The organism is Telluria sp. ZB4P34, from assembly GCF_059686055.1.
This window is the reverse complement of sequence record NZ_JCASIF010000021.1, coordinates 42,583-62,369: the sequence shown is the minus strand read 5'-3', so window position 1 is coordinate 62,369 and position 19,787 is coordinate 42,583. Positions and strand designations below refer to the sequence as shown.

Sequence of the window (19,787 nt, the reverse complement as noted above, 5' to 3'; positions counted from 1 at the left end):
GAAAATTTATGTCAATTTAAAGCGTTTTGAGCTTTAGCAATTTTGTGGAAATCGGTGATTATCTTAACCAGTTAAGAAGGAGAATTAGCGGACAACTCTCACTTTAACGTGTGGGTTGAGGCTATCATTTTCAGCTTCAGATGCGAGACCCGGTTACTCTGGTGGCGTTTTTGTCCTTCTGCTTCGCGGCCCCTTGGGCAAGACGTCAGGTATCTCATCGTCCTCAGCTACAGGGACAAAAAGCACCGATACATCAAGCTTTAGTGCGGTAGCCAAGCGCTCAATGTTGTCAATGGTGCAATTCCTCACTTCCCGTTCGACATCGCTAACGAACGTTCTGCTGAAACCAGCGAGTGTCGCTAACTCCTCTTGCGATAGGTTCTGGCTGACCCGAAAAGCGCGGAGATTTCTGGCAAACCGGGTCCGTAATGACAGTGTGCTATTCGTTTTTGACATCGCCTCAGCATCCATCACTGTACGGCATACGTCTACAATGCAGGGCGTGACACTCTTTGCAATTCCACTGTTTAGTATTACACTGTTTATGTGACGTATTAGACGCGCATGTGGGTCGGTTCATCTCCACGACTTCTTCCATTTTTAGGTGTAACTTGTATAGCAACCGTATCTATCATGCCACTGCAAAACTCTGCGTCGGAAACTTTAGTCACAACGCAACACTGGATGCGCTACATCCAAAGGCTTGATAACGGCGAGTTGCTTCCTCATCGGCTACCCGTTGACACTTTGATTTTTCTCGCGCGAGTGTTAGCGATGTATAAGGGTGATGCGCTCTACGACGGTGAGATGAAAGGAGTACGGGAACTGATGTACCGTTGGATTGAGCGCTTGCTTATCGCGCAAGGCCTGGCACGCTTCCGTACTTTTCAGAAGCATTGGAAGGTTTTGCTTCCAGCGCTTACTGATGAACTAGAGCACTGGATTCGACAGGCGCTCTTGACACGACAAATCGGCTACCCGCTTACTCACGCGCAGCTAAGCGTCCTCTTCCAGGATGCATTTGCTGAGGTCGAGCACGTCGCATGAGTCATGTAAGAGTGTCCTGGTCGACCGGTACCAAGCAATCGAGCGTTTGTTATGTGTATCGCTGGGCTTAGCATGTCCGATACACCTGACTACGCGGAAGTACCCGCTGACTATCCACACCATCCGATGCATGGAGCCGTCTCCGGCTATCAGCCAAAGCTGCTCTTGACCTCTTCTGCAAACGGCAAATTCTACAGCTCAGGCAACGCGCCGCACGAGCGCTGGCAAGACTGGAATTACAGCACTGCCCTTGCCTCTGCGATGACGCAAAAGTGTTTCGAATCGAAAGCCGGAAAACGGGCACACATGAGTGAAGCAGAAATCATCCTGCAGTACTACCAACGTGCGGTCAAAGCGAACGGTCGATACGGCACCGAGGAGCAGCTCAAGTGGACCTTTACGCAGGTTGCCAGAGACTTAGGTTGGCCACTTCCAGAGGCTTGCCGGCTAACGGCTCACCAAAGCACGGGCTGAAGTGTTCACTTGAACCACCGCGCTACCCCTATAGATGAACCCTAAACCAGTAGTCTTCCTAAATTTCGACAATGCGCTGGCCATTCACAAGTTCAGTGACAACGTCCGAGTCCTGGACGCCAATGCCAAGGCAATTGTCGATGCTTTTCCCGACATTTGGCTCGACGTACTTGACGCTAATGCACTTCGAAATTTGCATGCGTTGCACAAGGATTTCGAGCCAAGCTATGTGATTAGCTCACCTTGGGCATCTCATCTAAACCTAGAAGAGATGAGAAGAATGCTGAAGCGTTGTGGCCTGAAGTTCGTGGCGCTCAACCTTTGCAAGCAGTGGTGCACTCCCTGCAATGAGACCTCTAACAGGTTGAGCGAAATCGAAGCTTGGCTCACAGTCGAAGCATCGGAAAACGACCATGCCTACGTCATCATTGACGACGACGTGTCGGGAGCGGCGCTGTTCGGCTCCTGGCTACAGGATAGGACAGTGTTCTGCGACGCATCAGTTGGCTTTAGTGCCGCGAAGCTAAGCGCAGCTCGCGAGATACTGCACGGCCAATGTCAATGAGCCTAGTAGTCGTGTGGCTCCGCCTGTGGCGCCGAAGTATGTGCGATGCCGCTCGCCCATGCTGGCCCGCTTAGCTATTTAGTGGACATGGGTAAATTGCGACGACAAACTCGATGTCTGTTGAGAAGGTACAACTTCCTTTTTCAGAAGAGTCTGGACTGGTAAGATTGTTAGTCTCAACAAAAAAATGTTCGAACACATGAACGAAGAGCTGCAGGAGCTTTTGCGATTTCCTAGAGAAGACCTTGATATCGAGCTCAAGCAATGGATGGACGTTCAAGACAAGAACGTGCAAGCCAAGTTTGCGAAGGAACTTCTGGCTCTTCGGAACCACGGAGGGGGATACCTCGTCATTGGATTCATAGACGGCAACCCACCGGTGCCAGACCCAAACCGTCCTGCAAGCCTCGAAAATTTCAGCACTGATTTGTTTAACACCATAATCAAGCGATATGCTGAACCGACGTTTCATTGCATGGTGCATCTAGTCGCTCATCCCGTTACAGGTGAGCTCTACCCGGTGATTGTTGTGCCAGGGGGCGCTAAGGTTCCAGTCCGTTGTAAGAGCGACTCGCCTGATGGAGGCAAGAGTGCCAAGCTAGACTCGTACTACATTCGCAGACCAGGTCCCGAAAGCAGTCCGCCTCAGACTGGTACAGATTGGGATGGATTGCTTCAACGATGTCTGTTAGCGCGCAAAGAGGAACTCCTGGGCTCACTAGCAGCCATACTCGGCACAGGACCAACTGCCGGCCTTCTCGGTATGCAGGGCCTAGCGAAGCCTGCTCACCCGTTTGCTGAACTAACGGCTTTTCGTGACGTCTCCGTCAAAAAACTAGAGAAGATGCAAGAGGAGAAACTGCCGGAAGATGCAGGTGCACGCCTTGCCCACGGCAGGTACATCTTTTCTGCCCGCATCCTCGGCGAGTTAAAGCAGCTCAGTCCGCACGAAGTGTTGGACATGCTACGGGGCCTGAAGCGTTACAGCGGCTGGTCGCCAATGTACGTCTTCAACCGGAACGAGCTTGAGCCTTACCCTGCAGAGAACGATATCGTCGAATGCTGGCTAGGTCGGTCGGAGCAACGCGACCCAGGCCATGCTGACTTTTGGCGGGTTTCGCCTAAAGGAGAGATTGTGCTGGTCAGAGGGCATCAGGAAGATGGTGCTGATTTCGTTAACGAACACGCTGGCAAACTCCCACGGACGTTGTTCGAGCTTACCCTGCCAGTCTGGAGAGTCGCCGAGTTCATACTTCGAGTGAAAGAGCTTGGTGGGAGAATGGCAGTTGGGGACTATCGCCTCCAGTTTCTGATGGAATGGGAAGGCTTAGCTGGCCGTACGCTCTTTAGCCACAACGGGCGCCGCATCATGTTCGGGGACTCGAAGGCGCACGATGACACGTTCCGAATAGAGGTGGAAGTGGCACCAACTGAAGTTGACGCTGCACTAGGCTCAATTGTTGCGAAGATAGTCACGCCACTATTACGGAAGTTCTCATTCTTCGAGCCGCCAGCTAAGTTCTTCGACGAAGAGCTACGTCAAATGCTCGGCCGTGAGTACACCTGAGCTATCGCTCTTTAGGAAACGCCGGCATTCGTAGAATGCACGGTGCCTAGCCTTGCTGGGCACCGCTAATTTTGGTCCTAACGTGTCATTACTTCCGCAGGCACTAAGAAATCATGCGTGCGTCGAGGCCTTAATCTCCGTGGACGCAAGACGCTGAGCGTTTCTGACTCAGCCATTAGCAGGTCGTAGAAATCCTCAGCACGAACTGCTCTCGTATCCGCCGGCCGTATGCGTATTAGAGGAATTCCAGCGAGCTTGAACAGAAGGTTCTTAAGCTCATCCCTCTCAGCGGCCTCATCGGCGTCGTGGTGAACAGAATCTAGCTCGATTCCCATCACAGGGTCTTCATCCTCTGTGCACAACAGTACGTCAACCTGGGCAGACCAAGCGTAGTTCCGGACCCGTAGCGGCACCACTGCTTCCAACTTCTCGATGTCTATGAAATTACGCAGTGGCTGGTTAGGATAGGCCCGCAGCGAGGGGAAGTATTGGCGTACTGCAGTCAAGAATTCGTACTCCTGTCGGCTAGCGCAAAGATTTTTTCGAAAATCAAAAGCATCTACCGCTGACCAGGTACCGAATGAAAACGAGCTAGCGACAGCTACGCGCTTGACCTCAGTGACTCGTATAGGCGTGTCGTCTTTGAGAGGACACCTATTTGGGGCTCGAGTGGTTGTTGCATCAGCTGACTCCTGAGCGTCAAACGTTACCAAAGGCTGAACCGGTACTTTCGTGCCTGGTTCTGCTACCTTGATAGCATCGTTGATGCGAATGTTGATACCAACCAGAAGGTCATTTTCTACAAGCAGCAGCCGACCGTCGCGTACCAAGCGCCACAGCAGTACTAAGTCTGCTGCCGACAGCTCTTCCGCTTCGAATGCGGCGCGCAGTAGAGGTGGCAAGAAACGTTGCGTCAATCCAGTTAAACCTGGCTCGATGCAATTCTGCCGGCGGTATGCCTCATACGCAGCAAGGAAGCCACCGATGTTGCGCGCTTCCAAGAGCTCGCGAAGTTGCAGGATATCTGGAGTCATTCTGACCTCCCGACAAAGCGAAAGAAAAATGCGTTGCCGAAGGCCCAAGGCCAAGGGTTGACGCCCTGTACTTCAGGCAGTATCCCTTTTGTGGAGTGCAAGTACGGAACTGTCGCCACATACATGGTGAGTCCAAGAGCTTCCACCGCCATACGCAACTCCTCTGTTGCATTAGCCCAGACCAGGTGTGGCAGCTCGTCCTTTATTGACAACGCTCCTGTGCCAAAGAGCTTTTGCATACGCAGTTCGTTAGAAAATCCCTCAACAGCCTCGCGCAACTGCTCCTGATGCTCACTGTCCAGGTTCCCTGGCATGACAAACCGAACGTGCTCAACGCGAGGGACAAGAGCACGTAGTAGCGCGTCATCGTCAACACGCTCCATCTCTGATAGGTTCGGCCTAGCGAAAACGTCATTCGGCCTTCCGATTTGTAGGTCTTCAAGCAGCTGAAACACGAACCCTGCAGGCAGTTGGTCAGTCATCGGGTATGGCTCCGCGTCGAACTTCTGGATGTATCCTTCCCAAGTCAGCCCAGCGTTGTTCAACTGGTGCAGCAGGAAATGTAAGTCAACGCGATACGTTTCTGGTGGACGGCCAAGATAGTCGACTTGCTTAGTTTGCTCGTGATGCTTGAAGGTCTTCCCATGGATGCGTTTGGCCAAGCGGTAACGGCGTAGCAGGCGCTCACAGTCAGAAATACCAATTTGACGGTTGACACGACCAGGCACGTACGCTTTCGGCTTGAGCGTTTCGAGCGCCCAAACGTGCCTGGCGCCATTGACATACCATGCCCCGGCCCCCTCTTGAGGTATCGTGACCTGTAAAGGCGTCATCTCGTCAGCAATACTTTCACGTAGAGACAGCTCAAGCTGATGCCAGCAGCTGAGTTCATTGCCGCGCGCGATTTCATAACCGCTCCCTGGCTCGTCTTCGTCCTCACGCATGAGTACAAGCTCAGAGTTGACTACATCCGACATGCCAACAGCCATTGGATGCTCTGGATTGTCATGCGACGCTGCGCACAAACGCATAACGGCATAGCCATCAAGCACAGCATGGCCATTCTCTTCAAGATGACGGCGCAGCTTTTCCAAGGCCGCTGGCGCATCCCTAAGCCACTGCACGTCATTGATTGCTGACGCGATTGTGCCAAGGGGCCAGACTTCATTTCGCTCTTGCTCATCACCCACCGGTGGTGCAGGAGTGCTAAAGCTTAAGGCCTCACCGCTAAAGCTCAGCGTCAAAACCCCAAGGGGCAACTGTCCACGACCGAGTAAGCGGTCAGCCCATTGGCAGAGTTCTTTGGCTAGGTCGTCCCATGACTTAAACAGCGCTTCACGGGCAAGGTCGACATCGAAAGTCACAAGCCGCAAGAGTAGCTCATGGTTACTGCCGCTGTTATGCCAACTCGCGAAACCGAGTAGGCGCGAAGCAGCATGCAGCGCATTCGTATGCTTCAGTGTCACACGGTACTCTTGCAGAAGACCCCGTAACCGCTTTGCAAGCGCCTTGACGTCTTGGTCTAGCCCCAAGTCTAAGCGCGCCACAACATCATGCGCAGCGTTCAAGGTGAACCCTGGTGCTTTAGCCTGGATGTACAGCCAAAGGGCTTGGGCTTGTGCTTCTAGGGTAGTTTGAGCGAGACTTGGCCCGCCAGTCTGGTGAGAAACTATCATTGGATGAGCTCCGTACGGAAAGCACAGTCAAGAACGGCACGCGTTGTTCGGCTTTCCAGAGTTCAACCAAAGCCGCAAATTGGCAAAGGAGACACTTACAAACTGGTTTTGCCAGGCCGGACGGGCGTCCGGTGCGTGCACTGACGGGAGCAACTCACCCACGGTTCGGCTGAACCGCGAAACGATGATAGCCATCACTTTTGAGCGTTGTCAAGTACACCTGTGCGAGGAAGCTGTGACTTCGAATCCAGGTCAACAGTTGCAACCACGTGTGCCGGTTAACACGCGCCTCATCAGGACATGTTGAGAACAGAAATGGGGCGGCTTAGGCCTAGCTCGGTTTCTTACAGTGATTTGGACAGCTCATACAAGCCTATTGGCGCTTTCAAGCACAGCATTCGGCTACTGCGTTCGATAAGATGGCAAAATTAAAGTGCAGCTCAGCCGCTGCTACGCTACTTACGATAGAGCATATGAAGCCTACTAATACTCCATTCAGCCTTGAGGCGAGCGACGTTCGCATGCGGTCGATACTTGGTCTAACTGACGAAGCGTTCGTAACAACTGAACACATCCCTTCACCTAGCCGATTGACGTATGAGAACGGATTCTACGTTGAGTGCGCAGCTCTTTTTGTCGATATCCGCGGCAGTTCGGCCCTGCCACAGAAGCATACACCCGCTGTACTTGGAAGGATTTATCGAGCCTACATCTCAGAGTGCGTAGCTGTACTAAACCAAGACCCTAACTGTGGGGAAATCTTCATTCAAGGCGACTGCGTGGGCGCTGTCTTTCACGCGCCTGATGACGCTGACGTCGACTCTGTATTCTTGAGGGCTGGTGAGCTCAACAGCGTACTCTTGCACTTGAATTGGCGCCTGAGCCAACAAGGCTACTCAGCTTTAAGGTGCGGCATCGGTATGTCAGCCGGGCGAGCATTGATGATACAGGCAGGATACAAAGGCTCCGGCATTAACGATGTCGTCTGGATGGGCGACGTAGTCAACGAAGCCGCCAAGCTTTGCCACCTAGGTAACCGCGACTCAAAGAAGCCTATTCAAGTCTCGGCAAGTGCTTTTTCCCGTTTGAGCGCAGCAAACCGAAAGCTCCTAGACCGCGTTTCTCCAGTCTTGATGGGCTCGTCCGACTATCAGGGGAACTTCGTTTCTACAGAGATGGCTGCCTGGACTGCCGAGCAGCGGGGTTACCAACCGAACGAACTGGCTAAGCTCATAGACTGGCTGAGCCGCGACGCGGTGCCTGGTCCGCTGCGGCGTGTAACGTCCTGGATATAGAGCTAATTAGGAACGGAGCGATAACATGTACAAAGTGAGGAAGCATGCTTGACCGATTAAGTGGCGAGAAAGGTGCACGTCTACGCGTGGAAGCCTTCGCAAGCCAGAAGATTGTCGCCGGCGACAAAGCTCTTGCAAAAGAACTATCCGAAAACGCAGAACTCGTAGAGTTCAAAGTTGGAACTGTCGCGGTCGAGCAAGACGGCGCAGACAACGATGTTTATTTCGTTCTCACGGGCCTGTTCTCCATTCTTGTAAACGGTAAGGAAGTCCAACGCCGCGGGCCTGGCGACACCTTTGGTGAGATGGCTGCTATAGAGCCGTCACTGCTACGTTCTGCCACTGTCGTTGCGCTAGAAAATTCAGTAGTCGGTAAGCTCAGCGAGCCAGCCCTGGCAGAGCTCGCTTCACGGTATCCCGACATCTGGCGGTTCTTAGCTCGCGAGGTGGCCAAGCGGCTTAGGCAACGCAATGCATTGGTGAACGCAGTTAGAGACAAGATTAGGGTCTTCATCATCTCGTCTGCAGAATCGTTACCGATTGCTCGTGAAATCCAAAGCGCTTTTGAACATGACGAGTTCCAGACTGTGCTATGGACCGACGGCGTCTTCAAGGTATCCAGCTACGCAATCCAAAGTCTGGAAGATGAGGTCGACCGGTCGGACTTTGCCATTGCGATTGCCCATCCTGACGACACTACAGTCTCACGAGGAGCAACGTGGCCTACGGCCCGTGATAACGTCATCTTCGAGCTTGGCCTCTTCATGGGTCGCTTAGGTCGTGAGCGAGCGATTTTGATGGAATCACGTGACGAGAAGGTAAGGTTGCCGAGCGACTTCGCCGGCCTCACGACGATATCGTACAGGTTCACCGATGGCCCAGACGCGGCCACCTTAATGGCGCCAGCTTGCCACACACTGCGCAAACACATCAAGGCCCTTGGGGCGAAATAGCAAAGGATTCTCATGGGGCTAGCTGATGGGCTCAACAGCGAAATGGGCAAAATTGCTCACGGGGTATGGGAGTCGCGTGAAGGTCGCGTAGTACCGGTCGATACCTCCATAGGGATGGGTAACGACGCAGTAACGATAGCGGCAACGGTACTTTATGCCGACCTCGCTGACTCAACCATTCTAGTAGACAGATACAAGCCCCAGTTTGCTGCAAAGGTCTACAAGATGTTCCTGCACTGCGCCGCAAAAATCATCGTTGCAAACAAAGGTACGATTACCGCCTATGACGGCGACCGCGTGATGGCGGTCTATTTCGGTGACGCGAAAAATTCACAGGCGGTACGCACTGCGTTGCAGTTGAAGTGGGCAGTTGATGAGTTCATACAGCCTACCCTGGAGCTTCGCTATCCAACGACTGACTTCGAGCTGAAGCACGTGGTAGGCATCGATACGAGTGACCTTTTCGTTGCAAAAACTGGTGTTCGAGGCAACAACGACCTCGTCTGGGTCGGCCGTGCAGCCAATCATGCTGCGAAGTTGGCAGCCATGCCCGAAACTCACCAAACTTACATCTCAGAAGATGTGTTCAACAGATTGCGTCCGGATGTGAAAACCCACGATGGGCGTTCGATGTGGGAGGCTGTTACATGGTCCCAATTTGACGGGCGTCGCATCTATCGTTCTCGGTGGGGTTATGCGTTCGATTGAGAGCAATGACGGCGCAACTGGGCTGCGCAGCCGTTCTTTAGTCGTAAGACGTGACTGCGGTTGAGCTCTACTAACCTGCTCTGCTTCAACGTACAGAACCCTACATAGCACATCCATGGCACCGCCGAGCTGATTGGGGCGAGAGTCGATATCCCATCCGCATGAAGTTGCATATCTAGCCAGTAATTCATAGTCGGGCATCTTGAATTACGGAAAATCGTAAGAAGATAGCAATGGCGCTTTGCGCCCATATTAAAAGATGTTCCGTCCACTCTAGGAGATGCCATGCCCGGCTACTACGTACTTCAGAAGAATCCAGCTGCAACCCAGTACTACCATTTTGTGCTTCGTGCAGACAACCACGAAACCATCTTGACCAGCGAGAACTACGCTACCAAGCAAGGAGCACAAAACGGAATCGCTTCTTGCCAGTCCAATAGTCCTTACGACTCGCGCTACGAACGACGTACCTCCGTAGCCAGCCAGCCGTACTTTGTCCTCAAAGCGATAAATAGCCAGATTATTGGAACGAGCCAGATGTACTCCTCCACTACGGCTCGTGACGGCGGTATCGCATCGTGCAAGGCTAACGGGCCAACCACCAGAATCATCGACATGACGGCTTAAGAGTATTGCGGGCGAAGAACTCTTCGCGCGCGAAGGCCGGCACTTAGAGCGTCCAACAAAACCTTCAGGCAAAACGGTGCAATGCAGGAGGCTTTTGTTAGACGCTCTAAGCATGGGCTTTCAACAATGCCTAGGACATTTCCACGTCGTACTGTGTTTGCGCCTGTAACGGTCGCTGCTATAGTTCACACGTGTCGTGCCGCACTGTGGTTGGCCTGCTTGACATCCTCGGCACTTGAACCCGGCGTCCTTTCCGGGTTTTTTTTTCTTAGTGCACCCAATGGTGGCATTGCACGTTTTGTTGTACAAGCGAACTGCCTGCGGCAGTGCGCCTTCTCCTGAACGTTTTTAGACGCTCTTATGCTACGGCATTTCTCTTTACGGCACCCCGAGCGCAGCGCTCGTCATTGACTTTAGTGTCTACGAAGCAGCAAGAACGTCAGTTGACTATGTTAGCGGTTCTAGTACTTCGCCTCGCAAGTACCATTATTGAAGCCCTACTAACCAAAGCCGGAGGGCTTAATATGAGAAGGTGACGAGTGGAGGACAATGACTACGTCATAGTGTCGGCTGCCGGCGGTCAACCACACATCTGAGTGCGGGAACTATCCGAGAAAACTTTTCTATGAATTTGATGGACTTAAGTGTGTAGAGTGCTACTTTGCACGCAGAGAAAAACCGCCACTAGGGCGGTTTTCTCGTATTCATATGCTGAATAGTCGTGAAAATTCACGTAGGAGTTACTGGAGCTTGAACTCGACTCGCTCATCATCAATCAGCTGAACGCCAGCGTCCAACAGTGCCTGGCCAGAGATGTCTTTTTCCTTATAACGGCGTACAGCTGCCTCTGGCAGCAAGAATCGGTACTCGATTTTCGTTGGAGTGGCATATTTTTCCGTTAGGTTCTTAGTGTAGCCGTACACGACGATGTCGTACCCGAAATAGGCTTTCGGTGCTGCGATATGGTCGTTCAACGGATTGAGCAGTTTACGTACCGTTTCGTCATACAGCTGCTTACCAATAGCGTACTTGTCCATTTTCAACGAGTTGTAGACAGTCGTACTGTTGACTCGCACGCGTAGATACTTCTTGCTCTTAAATTCCGAGGTGCCGATACCGCTCAGCATGACCTCTGCGTCGTTAAGCAAGCTTTGCAACTTGATAACCTCTAGGAAGCGAAGCACGCGACCGCGCAGTTCCTTGTCGGCCGCAGAATTCCTTAGGTTGGCATCTAGGTAGTCTAGAGGCTGAATCAAGCGCAGTTTGATGTCGCGACTGTTGGACTTCTTCGTCGAGTCATTGATGTACTGCCCTAACTTAGCAGTGTAGTACCCTGACTTGTTCGCTACCGCTGCAGCATTCGATGCGTAGCTCGTGACATATGTATAGGTCGGGTCCCGCTTCACCTCAATGCTCACTGCTTCGCAACGTCCAGCCGCGTCAGTTACGCACTTTACTTCTTTCTCAGCTGCGCCTTTCGAAGTTACTTTGATTTCAACATCACTGCCGGCAACTGGCTTACCCTCCGCATCAACCGTGGTCACGTTATATTCGTGAGTGACAGTTGGAATTTCTACCACGGCAGGCGCAGAGTACGAAACAACTGGTACAGGACGACTTGGTGTACCACAACCAGCCAAGCTAACACTCGCAAATACTAAGCCTAGACCTAACACTCGATTCGAAACACGCAGCACTTACTTCTCCTAAAAATATCCTAACCGGGTAATCGCTCGAGCCATGGAGGCGAAAGCGGCTCAATGCATATTATGTCTGCAAGGAAAAATTATACCAAGGGTTAACTTGTATTTTTTGATAGTTAATCAAGTGCTGCAGACCTGCTAGAGCTCGCCTGAGGACTGCTTGGTCGGCACCTCGAGTAAGGAGTTCTAGAACGGTTGTTTACCGGCGGTTCTACATCTGGAATAGTGCTCGACGGCGCCTCTGCCTTTGGTCGTGTGTGAACCATCTTCTCTTTCAAGTAATGGCATACTTACAAACCGAAGCCGAGCATTGAGCTCGGCTAAGTCCTTGCTTTGGAGGAGCCTTGACGATGAACAATCCCCTGAATAAAGACGATACCGGCGCCAGTTGCACGGAAACTTTGAATTCCCAGGTGAGCCTAGCGACTCCCCCGGCCCCGGACCCAACGGCGCCGGCTGACCAGGATGACATCAACGAACAGAAAGAGCGACTTGAAGAACTTGGAAATCTGCTGGTCCGGGTAGACGCGCACGTATCAGGCGACTACAACAAGGTTCTCGACGACTCTGATGATGATACCGATGCCTCGGAGACGTCGGATGCCGCGGAGCACTCGGTCCATGTCGACCTGGCGTACGAACAGAAAGCGCGAGCAGAGCAAATTCTTAGCAAAGATGTGGTGACTAACGGAGACCTGCAAGAGCTAGAAACCGTCATCGACGACCTCGATTCGCGAATCAATGAGGCAACGCCAATGTCGTTTGACCCTAAAGCCGAGTACGACACCTTGCCTCATTAAGCGCGCCTTCAGAAGCTTGGTTACATATAGGCATGAGCTAAACTCGAAGGGGGCCTGCGGGCCCTTTTCCGCCTATAGAATGTCCTTCGAGTTGATGCACAGCGTATCCCACCACCAAGCCTCGTCGTATCTGAATGGCGTCGGTGCATCCGCTCGTACACCTTCAGCTGCTTGTCGCGACGGAGCCTCTCGGCTGCGAACAGAAGCTACTTCGTAGTGTCACCGTGCTTTGGTAGGCGCGGCGGTTGGCGCATTACATACTTGGGCCCTGCGCGCCAGGCACCACCCGTAGCTCGAACGTGAAGCAGAGCAGTGCGGTACCAAGATGCCCCACCTTGTTGCCATTACAGCGACACTTCGTCGAGTAACGAACCGAGTACAAGTACCCTCAACTTATTTGAATGCTTGCGCAGCAGCTGCATTTGCTGCCTAACTTCGAACCAATATGGTATGACCCGACTCAGTAGGCTGTACTTGCCTGTAGGACTTGCAATTTTCTACACGGCACCCATTTGCTAGCTGGACGATGTGTCCATGACAACAAACTAGGGATAGCAATGCTGAAACTTATTTCCGTTAACAATACTGGCAACCTGCAAAGTGAACACGTCTTCCTGGCGGTTAATGCCGACTGCAATCTCGGGGACTACCTTCTTACCGACAGCACATACGGCTCCGATGAAGCCCCGTCTAACAAGCTTCGCCATGTCTTCTTCTTCCCTCAGCTGGAGGTTCAGAAAGGAGACTACGTCGTGCTGTGGACTCAGAGCGGCAAATACTCGAAGGGAGAAACGACGAACAAGAAAGTACAGCACAACGTACACTGGGGCTTGAAGGAGACCGTCTGGAACGTAAATGGGGACAGGGCGTTCTTGTTCACGGCACCACGAGCTCAACGCTCGTCACTGACTGTAGGACCTAAGAAGCAGTAACGCGTGGCTGGCAACTACCTGGGCCTCATGTCCCTCTGGCTGAGGCAGAGGGGCATACTGCCAAGAGTGAGCGTGTAAGCTGCCCCTTGCAGGCAGAGAAAAACCGCCACAAGGGCGGTTTTTTCATATACACACGCTGCGTTGTCACGAGAAATCCAGGAAGGCGCTTACCGGTCAAATTGACCCAACTCTGCAACTTTAACCTCGTCGGTAATATCGTACGAGACGGCTAAAGCTACATCACGAGTACCGTTGGTCCCTTTGATAAGCCTGCCTCGAGTTCTGTAGAAACGCTCGCCGACAGGGTGCTCCCGAACGAAAGTCTTTCCTTCGAAAATCGTTGTGTAGTCCGCCAAAACCTGATTCAACTGCTCAGCTGGTATGACGCTCGCAAGAAACCTTCCTTCGAAGTCCGCCGGAGTCATCCCCGCATCCTTCAACCCATCACCTCCTGCAAGCAAGTAGCGGAAGTCTTGGTTGACTACGAATACAGCGGCACCAGGTATGTTCTGGGTGATAGCGCGGAAAAGGGAAATTTCGCTTGAGAGCCCAGTCGGCGCCCCCGTTTGCTCGTAAGTGCTCATCGGATTCTGCAGTGGTGGCTAGTTACACAGCCAAGAATTATAGATGATTGACGGTTGTACTTGCTGCCCCTCTGGTCAGCTTACAACAAGCTGCTTTCTATCCGATTGCACCAGCAGTCTTCCGCACGCACCTTCCCGTGGTCGGCAGCGCTCATGTACATGTATGTCGAGCACACGCCGGCAGCGAAGGCGGCGACAAGTCTGCAACTAGCGAAATTTCTTGTCGTGCTTCTTACGCGCCGCAGCGTTCTGCGCCTGCAAAATCGAATCACCCCTCTCCGACGCCTCGCGCGCTCGCGACTGGGCTTGAGCAACACTTGGGGAGTACTCAATGCTCAATACGAAAGCCAAGCATAAGCCGAGGACAGGCGGCACTTATCTTCGACTTCCTGCAGTTGAGCCCAAACAATTTATCCCGCCCCTCCTGTAGCTCGCTCACGCTCTTTTTCGACAGTGCGTAGGCTCACTGTTCTCACTTTAGAAGACTCCACCGGTGTCCATTACGCTTCAGTAAGTTTTAGTCTGGAAAAGCGTTTTAACCCATGTCCAAAGTCTGCGGCCTCTCGCTGGCCATGAGGCTATAGCGAATGAGGCACCCAATGCTGACCTCGCCGTGTGCACTGGAGAACTGGTTGAAGTAGCAGTGTGCAGCGACTGCTGAGCGGATATCACCCTTGCTGCTGCAGGCGGCGCTCCATAAATTGGGTGTGACGTCAAAGTTGTAGCGCGCGCTCCGGCAATGTCTAGTTCTCTGTCTGACGCGCCAGGGTTGGTCGAAGCTCTTTTTGAGCTGGCACTCTGCATATCAGGTGTGGCTCTAACCACCGTAGTTTGAACTTCGGTCACGGGGGCTTTTTGCGCGTGGTTAGCCTGCTTGGGAACAGAAATAGGAGCACCTCGTGTGTTCCGCTCATCAGGCTTTGCAGTCTGCAAGGCAGTAGCTGCGCCCTTCGAAACCTTCGCAGAATCGCTTTCAGCGCCTACGACAGGAGCAACTGTCATCCTACGTAGAAAACTCTCAAGCCCACCAGTTATCCAGGCTGTGTCTGCTGTAAGGTTGTTGAACTCATCTCCTGAAAACGGTAACGGATTTTTTACATTCCCGGCAGTAGCTTGCCGCTCACTTGAGGCCTGCGCACCGAAGACCACGGTAGCTTTACCTTTGTTCACAAAGTATTTCACGAGCTTGCACTGCGTTGGCCGCAACCACGTGGTGTTCAACTTCGAGCGGCTAGGCTTTTCGATAACAAATCTCACCACGTACGTTTCTTTCCCCTCACGTCGGACATAGAAATCGGTAAACGTAAGCAAAATGTACGGAACGGCCCAAAGCGGTAAGCCAGAGTATCGCCAGATATTGAACTTATCTGCTCTATGTAAAAGCAACTCAAAAACGTCATGGCTTATCGCTCCCTTCCCCGTTACGCGAGAGAGGAACATGAAAGCACGCTTTAGATTATCAAGCTGGTAAAATGAACTCCTCAGTGCTTGCGCTCGAAGTTCGACTTCCTCGATATCGACGTCCTTTAACCAGGAGTAGTTAGGGTGGTAAGAGTAAGACAAGGGACATCGCTTTGCTTCCTCGTCACGCGGCCGATGGTTAAAACTCGCAGTCTTCTTCACGCTTCTAGTGGCAGACAAGAAGAGCTTCTCACTGCATACGGGACATATAGGGTAATCCATGGGCGACGACTGAGCACGCAGAAAGCCCTGGACCGACACAATTCGATTATTGAACAACGCAGTTTCCATGCGGAAAGTGTAGCACCAACTAAACTTCTTGGGGTTGCTTACCCCGGCACTGCAGCTGAAAGTTCATACTCATCGTGAAGAGGCCGCTGTGGGGCTGCTTGCGTCGAGCCAGCGGAATGGGATGCTGGTTTAGTGTAGGTCCCGCTATGCTTGGTTCAGCAAACGGTCGCAAGTTAGCAGGTTTATTTCCCCGAGACCGAGTGGTGCCGGAGAGTGACTGGCCTTTCGCGAAATCATTGGTAAGTCTAGTAATGCCATGGCAGGCAATAGACGTTCTGAGTCATTGATGACTTCATGGGATAACACAGACGAGACGGCTAAAAAACAACTAATTGAGACTAGCCTGCGGCTGAACACTATCTTAGTTAGCCGACCAACTTAACCATAGGCCACGCTCCGAAATCTTTCGTTCAAAGCACAAAATCAGTTGCGGTAGCTCCTACATACTGCATGACGGTCAGGGTAGTTACCAGCACTACAAACCCATCTCGCGCGGCGATATTGTTATAACGTCTTCCGTCAAATAATCTCCTTAGCTACACGCTCTACCGCTATTGCTCGACAGTCTCGTTCGAGAGATAGCTTACTGTGGAGCTATGGATAATGAAATATTTGGATGTTGATGAACTTGCCGAACTGCTGGGCGAAAGCGCTGGTAGTCTCAAAAAGAAGATTAAAACGAACTCACACAAGGTTCCCCCGCGTATGCATCTGCCTGGAAGCAAGATGCTTCGCTGGCGGTTACATGAGGTGGAGAGCTGGGTATGGGAGACCAGTTGGGTACTCAGAAAGCGACGATGACCGTAGAGGCGTGCGCCAGCCAGCCGTGACTGACCACGTGTGGCTGTACTGGTGTAAGGGTCTGATTAGACCTAGGGATAACTAGAACAGGAGTCTAAGCGGTCAAGGTGTTGCGAACAGCTGACAACTTTCGGCCATTTTTCTTCTCATTCAAGGAAACGCTGCCCAGCGTGCCGAGGTGCTTGTGGTTGTTGGTGCCGCGCAGTTTCGGGTACTTGCGGCAGATGTCGTCGAACTCCCCCTTCAGTTTCGCCCAGCCGGCATCGACCGGGGGCGGCGGATTGTTCCAGGAACCGATGTCGCGGCTACCCTTGTTGTTGCGGATCTTGGGTGACATGCCGTGTGGCACCGCCTGTTCGATGGCGCTGCGCAGCCCCGACAGGTTGTCGGGAAGGTCGCTCGCGCGCAGCGTGGTCTTGGCCGCCATCATGCCGCAGCCAATGTCCACGCCGACGGCGGCGGGAATCACCGCGCCCAGGGTCGGGATCACGCTGCCGATGGTCGAGCCCTTGCCGACGTGGACGTCCGGCATCACGGCCACGTGGTGGAACACGAAGGGCAGCTGCGCCAGCTTTTCCAGCTGCTGCTTCGCTTCGGGCTCCACCGGCACGCCCCGGGTCCACATCTTGACCGGCTTGCCGCCTGCGGGCGACAGCAGTTCGATGTCCTGTGTCGTATCTTGTCGTTTCATGTGGCTTATCTTCGCGCAAATCGGCAAAGCATGGTGCCCTGCTCGCATCCGCGCCGCACGTGCGGTTGCGCCCGTCCAACGGCGCTTCTATACTCCCTCTGGCAATGCACTCATGCATCACTCGATCACGGAACCGCCATGCGCAAGCCCTTTGTCCTCTTCACCTCGCTGCTCACCCCGCTGCTGCTGGCCGGCTGCATCAACGACTCGGCCAGCTACCGGATCGAGAGCAGCGACCATTCGCTCACCCTGCGTGTGGTGCAAGATGTTTTCTGGAGCAAGGATGCGACGCTGCGCCTGATCGCCACCCGGCTGCCGGATTGCCAGCGCCAGATCGAGCTGGGGGAGGTGCCGCTGTCGGGACTGGAGATCGAGCTGTTCGCCAGCGGTCCCAACCAGTACACGCTGCGTGCGGGCGAGGAGGTCTGGCAGGTTGAGACCGAAGGCTGCAGCGAACTCGATGCGCCGGCGGCGGATGCCGTCACCGGCCAGGCGCTGGGCAGCTTCCACGTCGACGAACACGGCAAGCTGGTGTTCGAGGCGGCGGAAGCGTCATAGGAGCTTGCGGGCGCTCCTTGCAGACGGCCGTTGCAGCAGACTGTTGCAGGTAAGCGCGGCCGGCGCAGGAACCCGTCCACGCGTCCTGCGTGCGTTGGATCCCTTCACACCGTCGCAGGTGGCGGGCGGTGCCTTGCCGGCCGCGCTTTCCTACCCGGCCTTGCTTCGCATCAGGGGCGCAGCCAGCCGCGCCCGATCGGTACCGCCAGCACGCGGCGGTATACCGTTTCCGTCAGGGGCAGCAGCTGCGCGCAGGCCGCGCGCACCCTTGGCGTCGTGGCCAGCCATGCCATAACGGACGACATCAGGAGCGCACCGGCCATGTCCTTCGGCCAATGCACGCCCAGGTAGACGCGCGACCACGCCACCACCAGCGCCACAGGCAGCAGCAGCCACCCGGTGCGGCGCGCTGCCTGCACCCGGCTGAAGGCCAGCACCAGGGCCACCGAGAAGATACTGGTGGCATGGTCGCTCGGGAACGAACTGTCGGCGTCATGCAGCAGGAAGGTATGACCCACGTCGATCACGAAGGGACGCGGGCTGTACCAGAACTGGCCGATCAGCCCATTGAGCGTGAGCGCGCAGACGGCCGCGATGAAGGCGCGCAGCGCAACCTCGCGTTCCTGCACGGCGCCCCCGGCCCACAGCATGACGAGCGACAGCGGCATCAGGAAAATCAGCCACTCCGCGGCGAATACGGCCCCCAGCAATTGCCAGCCGGCCAAACCAGCATCGGCATTGAAGGCGGAAAACAGGATCAGGTTGAGGTGCTCGAACATGGCGCCAGCCCAGCGATAAAATATTGTTAAGTTTTTTGTAGCTTAGCCGAGCCCGGCCGGCGCACTTTTCAAGAAGTGCAACAGATTGTGACAATACGATGGCAAGCTGACGCACCCCTGCGCCAGCTCAACGACGATTGAACAATCGCCGCAACTGGGCAAGTTCTGTGTCGCGTCCCGATTGCTCGAGCACACTTTCGAGAAGGCTGCGGTCGCCGTCGCGCAGCATGGTCCATTGCGTGAAGTATTCGTGCACGGTGCGCCAGGGCGGAAAGCCGTGCGGCATGCTGCGCCAGGTGGCGCCCGTATGGAGGAAATAGAGGACGGCGCAGAATACGTCGTACAGGTCGTGCTTGCGCGGGCGGGTCTTGCGCCGCGCCGCTTCCAGCAGCCCGCGTACAGGCTCGAACTCTTCGCGGGAAATGTCGCTGGGGTAAACCCGACGTTCCATGGCGCGCCCTCCGAAAATGACTTGGAGGTGGCCGATCCGGAACAGGTTCCAAGACGGCCCCGGCCATGAGATGGCCGGGGCGGCCATGCGATGGCCGGCCTTACTTCATCCGGTGCTCAATCGCGCGCCAGCGCCAGGAACTCGGTGCGCAGCGCCAGGTTGGGCTGCAGTTCGCCCAGCAGGGCGGAAGTGATGGTTTCTTCGCCGATGGCGCGGATGCCGCGGCTTTCCATGCACATGTGGCGGCACTTGACGACCACGCCGACCGCCTTCGGTTCCAGCACTTCCATCAGCGCGTTCGCGATCTGGATCGTCATGCGTTCCTGCACCTGCAGGCGCTTGGAGAAAATGTCCACCAGGCGGGTCAGCTTGGACAGGCCGACGATCTTCCCGTTCGGCAGGTAGCCGACCGTGGCCTTGCCGAAGAAGGGCGCCAGGTGGTGCTCGCAATGGCTGTAGACCGGGATGCCGCGCACCACGATCAGTTCGTTGTACTCCTCGGCGCCATCTTCGAAGGCCTTGAGCACTTCGACGGGATCCTGGTCGTAGCCCGAGGTCCAGTGTTTCCAGGCCTTCGCCACGCGGTGCGGCGTCTCCTGCAGGCCCGGGCGATCGGGATCCTCGCCCAGGCTGGTGAGCAGGCGGCGCCAGTCGTGTTCGGTGAAAGCTTCTTTGTCGGACATGGTGAACCTTAAAAAATCGAGTGCCGCAAGTATATAGAAAATGCGCCTGAGACATCCGGCCATGCCGATTTATTGAGCAAGAACAATGTATCTACGCCACGTACCGG

Annotated in this window: 18 protein-coding genes and 2 pseudogenes; 11 read left to right on the top strand and 9 right to left on the bottom strand. The window is 54.2% G+C overall.

The window, feature by feature from the left end; all coding sequences use genetic code 11:
- Window positions 1–153 precede the first annotated feature (153 nt).
- Window positions 154–456, bottom strand: a complete 303-nt coding sequence (locus tag AC56KL_RS21650) for a helix-turn-helix domain-containing protein (protein WP_497182249.1) — start codon at window positions 454–456, stop codon at window positions 154–156.
- 228 nt (window positions 457–684) lie between these two features.
- Here AC56KL_RS21650 and AC56KL_RS21645 point away from each other — a divergent pair, with 228 nt between their 5' ends.
- The 4 genes from AC56KL_RS21645 to AC56KL_RS21630 all read left to right on the top strand — a co-directional run bounded on the left by AC56KL_RS21645 (window position 685) and on the right by AC56KL_RS21630 (window position 3,653).
- Entirely contained in the window at window positions 685–1,047 is a 363-nt protein-coding gene (locus AC56KL_RS21645; protein ID WP_497182242.1) for a hypothetical protein, read from the top strand.
- A gap of 72 nt (window positions 1,048–1,119) precedes the next feature.
- On the top strand, window positions 1,120–1,521 hold the full coding sequence (locus tag AC56KL_RS21640) for a hypothetical protein (protein WP_497182241.1): 402 nt from the start codon (window positions 1,120–1,122) through the stop codon (window positions 1,519–1,521).
- A gap of 34 nt (window positions 1,522–1,555) precedes the next feature.
- Complete coding sequence (locus AC56KL_RS21635) at window positions 1,556–2,086, top strand: HAD domain-containing protein (RefSeq protein ID WP_497182240.1); 531 nt, start codon at window positions 1,556–1,558, stop codon at window positions 2,084–2,086.
- 199 nt (window positions 2,087–2,285) lie between these two features.
- Window positions 2,286–3,653, top strand: coding sequence for an AlbA family DNA-binding domain-containing protein (locus AC56KL_RS21630; RefSeq protein WP_497182239.1), 1,368 nt, complete (start codon window positions 2,286–2,288; stop codon window positions 3,651–3,653).
- Window positions 3,654–3,730: 77 nt separating this feature from the next.
- Here the strand turns inward: AC56KL_RS21630 and AC56KL_RS21625 are convergent, their stop codons facing one another.
- The gene (locus AC56KL_RS21625; protein WP_497182238.1) at window positions 3,731–4,687 is read right to left on the bottom strand and encodes a DUF2726 domain-containing protein; all 957 of its coding nucleotides are present in this window, start codon (window positions 4,685–4,687) and stop codon (window positions 3,731–3,733) included.
- Window positions 4,684–6,363, bottom strand: coding sequence for a hypothetical protein (locus AC56KL_RS21620; protein ID WP_497182237.1), 1,680 nt, complete (start codon window positions 6,361–6,363; stop codon window positions 4,684–4,686). Before AC56KL_RS21620 ends, AC56KL_RS21625 begins: the two co-directional genes overlap by 4 nt.
- 419 nt (window positions 6,364–6,782) lie before the next feature.
- Here AC56KL_RS21620 and AC56KL_RS21615 point away from each other — a divergent pair, with 419 nt between their 5' ends.
- The 4 genes from AC56KL_RS21615 to AC56KL_RS21600 all read left to right on the top strand — a co-directional run bounded on the left by AC56KL_RS21615 (window position 6,783) and on the right by AC56KL_RS21600 (window position 9,946).
- A complete protein-coding gene (locus tag AC56KL_RS21615) occupies window positions 6,783–7,658 on the top strand; it encodes an adenylate/guanylate cyclase domain-containing protein (RefSeq protein WP_497182236.1) in 876 nt (291 codons plus the stop codon).
- A gap of 44 nt (window positions 7,659–7,702) precedes the next feature.
- Window positions 7,703–8,611, top strand: a complete 909-nt coding sequence (locus AC56KL_RS21610) for a TIR domain-containing protein (RefSeq protein WP_497182235.1) — start codon at window positions 7,703–7,705, stop codon at window positions 8,609–8,611.
- A 12-nt stretch (window positions 8,612–8,623) separates the two neighbouring features.
- Window positions 8,624–9,319 (top strand): adenylate/guanylate cyclase domain-containing protein, encoded by a 696-nt coding sequence (locus AC56KL_RS21605; RefSeq protein WP_497182234.1) that lies wholly within the window; start codon window positions 8,624–8,626, stop codon window positions 9,317–9,319.
- 285 nt (window positions 9,320–9,604) lie between these two features.
- Window positions 9,605–9,946 (top strand): YegP family protein, encoded by a 342-nt coding sequence (locus AC56KL_RS21600; RefSeq protein WP_497182233.1) that lies wholly within the window; start codon window positions 9,605–9,607, stop codon window positions 9,944–9,946.
- A gap of 740 nt (window positions 9,947–10,686) precedes the next feature.
- Here the strand turns inward: AC56KL_RS21600 and AC56KL_RS21595 are convergent.
- Entirely contained in the window at window positions 10,687–11,490 is an 804-nt protein-coding gene (locus tag AC56KL_RS21595) for a hypothetical protein (RefSeq protein WP_497182232.1), read from the bottom strand.
- A gap of 509 nt (window positions 11,491–11,999) precedes the next feature.
- Between AC56KL_RS21595 and AC56KL_RS21590 the strand changes: the two genes are divergently transcribed.
- Together AC56KL_RS21590 and AC56KL_RS21585 are read left to right on the top strand one after the other, a co-directional pair.
- Window positions 12,000–12,449 (top strand): hypothetical protein, encoded by a 450-nt coding sequence (locus tag AC56KL_RS21590; RefSeq protein WP_497182231.1) that lies wholly within the window; start codon window positions 12,000–12,002, stop codon window positions 12,447–12,449.
- Between the two features lie 557 nt (window positions 12,450–13,006).
- Window positions 13,007–13,381 (top strand): lamin tail domain-containing protein, encoded by a 375-nt coding sequence (locus AC56KL_RS21585; protein ID WP_497182230.1) that lies wholly within the window; start codon window positions 13,007–13,009, stop codon window positions 13,379–13,381.
- A 167-nt stretch (window positions 13,382–13,548) separates the two neighbouring features.
- On the opposite strand, the gene AC56KL_RS21580 is transcribed toward AC56KL_RS21585, so the two are convergent.
- Both AC56KL_RS21580 and AC56KL_RS21575 read right to left on the bottom strand, forming a co-directional pair.
- The gene (locus AC56KL_RS21580) at window positions 13,549–13,965 is read right to left on the bottom strand and encodes a PAS domain-containing protein (protein ID WP_497182229.1); all 417 of its coding nucleotides are present in this window, start codon (window positions 13,963–13,965) and stop codon (window positions 13,549–13,551) included.
- Window positions 13,966–16,678: 2,713 nt separating this feature from the next.
- A pseudogene (locus AC56KL_RS21575) lies at window positions 16,679–17,209 on the bottom strand (RtcB family protein); the annotation flags it as partial.
- Between the two features lie 138 nt (window positions 17,210–17,347).
- Here AC56KL_RS21575 and AC56KL_RS21570 point away from each other — a divergent pair.
- Window positions 17,348–17,767: a hypothetical protein gene (locus AC56KL_RS21570; RefSeq protein ID WP_497182228.1), complete on the top strand. Its 420-nt coding sequence runs from the start codon at window positions 17,348–17,350 to the stop codon at window positions 17,765–17,767.
- Window positions 17,768–17,937: 170 nt separating this feature from the next.
- Here the strand turns inward: AC56KL_RS21570 and AC56KL_RS21565 are convergent, their stop codons facing one another.
- The 3 genes and pseudogenes from AC56KL_RS21565 to folE all read right to left on the bottom strand — a co-directional run bounded on the left by AC56KL_RS21565 (window position 17,938) and on the right by folE (window position 19,680).
- Entirely contained in the window at window positions 17,938–18,546 is a 609-nt protein-coding gene (locus AC56KL_RS21565) for an undecaprenyl-diphosphatase (RefSeq protein WP_497182227.1), read from the bottom strand.
- Window positions 18,547–18,721: 175 nt separating this feature from the next.
- Window positions 18,722–18,997, bottom strand: a pseudogene (locus AC56KL_RS21560) (transposase); the annotation flags it as partial.
- A gap of 116 nt (window positions 18,998–19,113) precedes the next feature.
- A complete protein-coding gene (gene folE, locus AC56KL_RS21555) occupies window positions 19,114–19,680 on the bottom strand; it encodes a GTP cyclohydrolase I FolE (RefSeq protein ID WP_027867092.1) in 567 nt (188 codons plus the stop codon).
- Window positions 19,681–19,787: the final 107 nt, after the last annotated feature.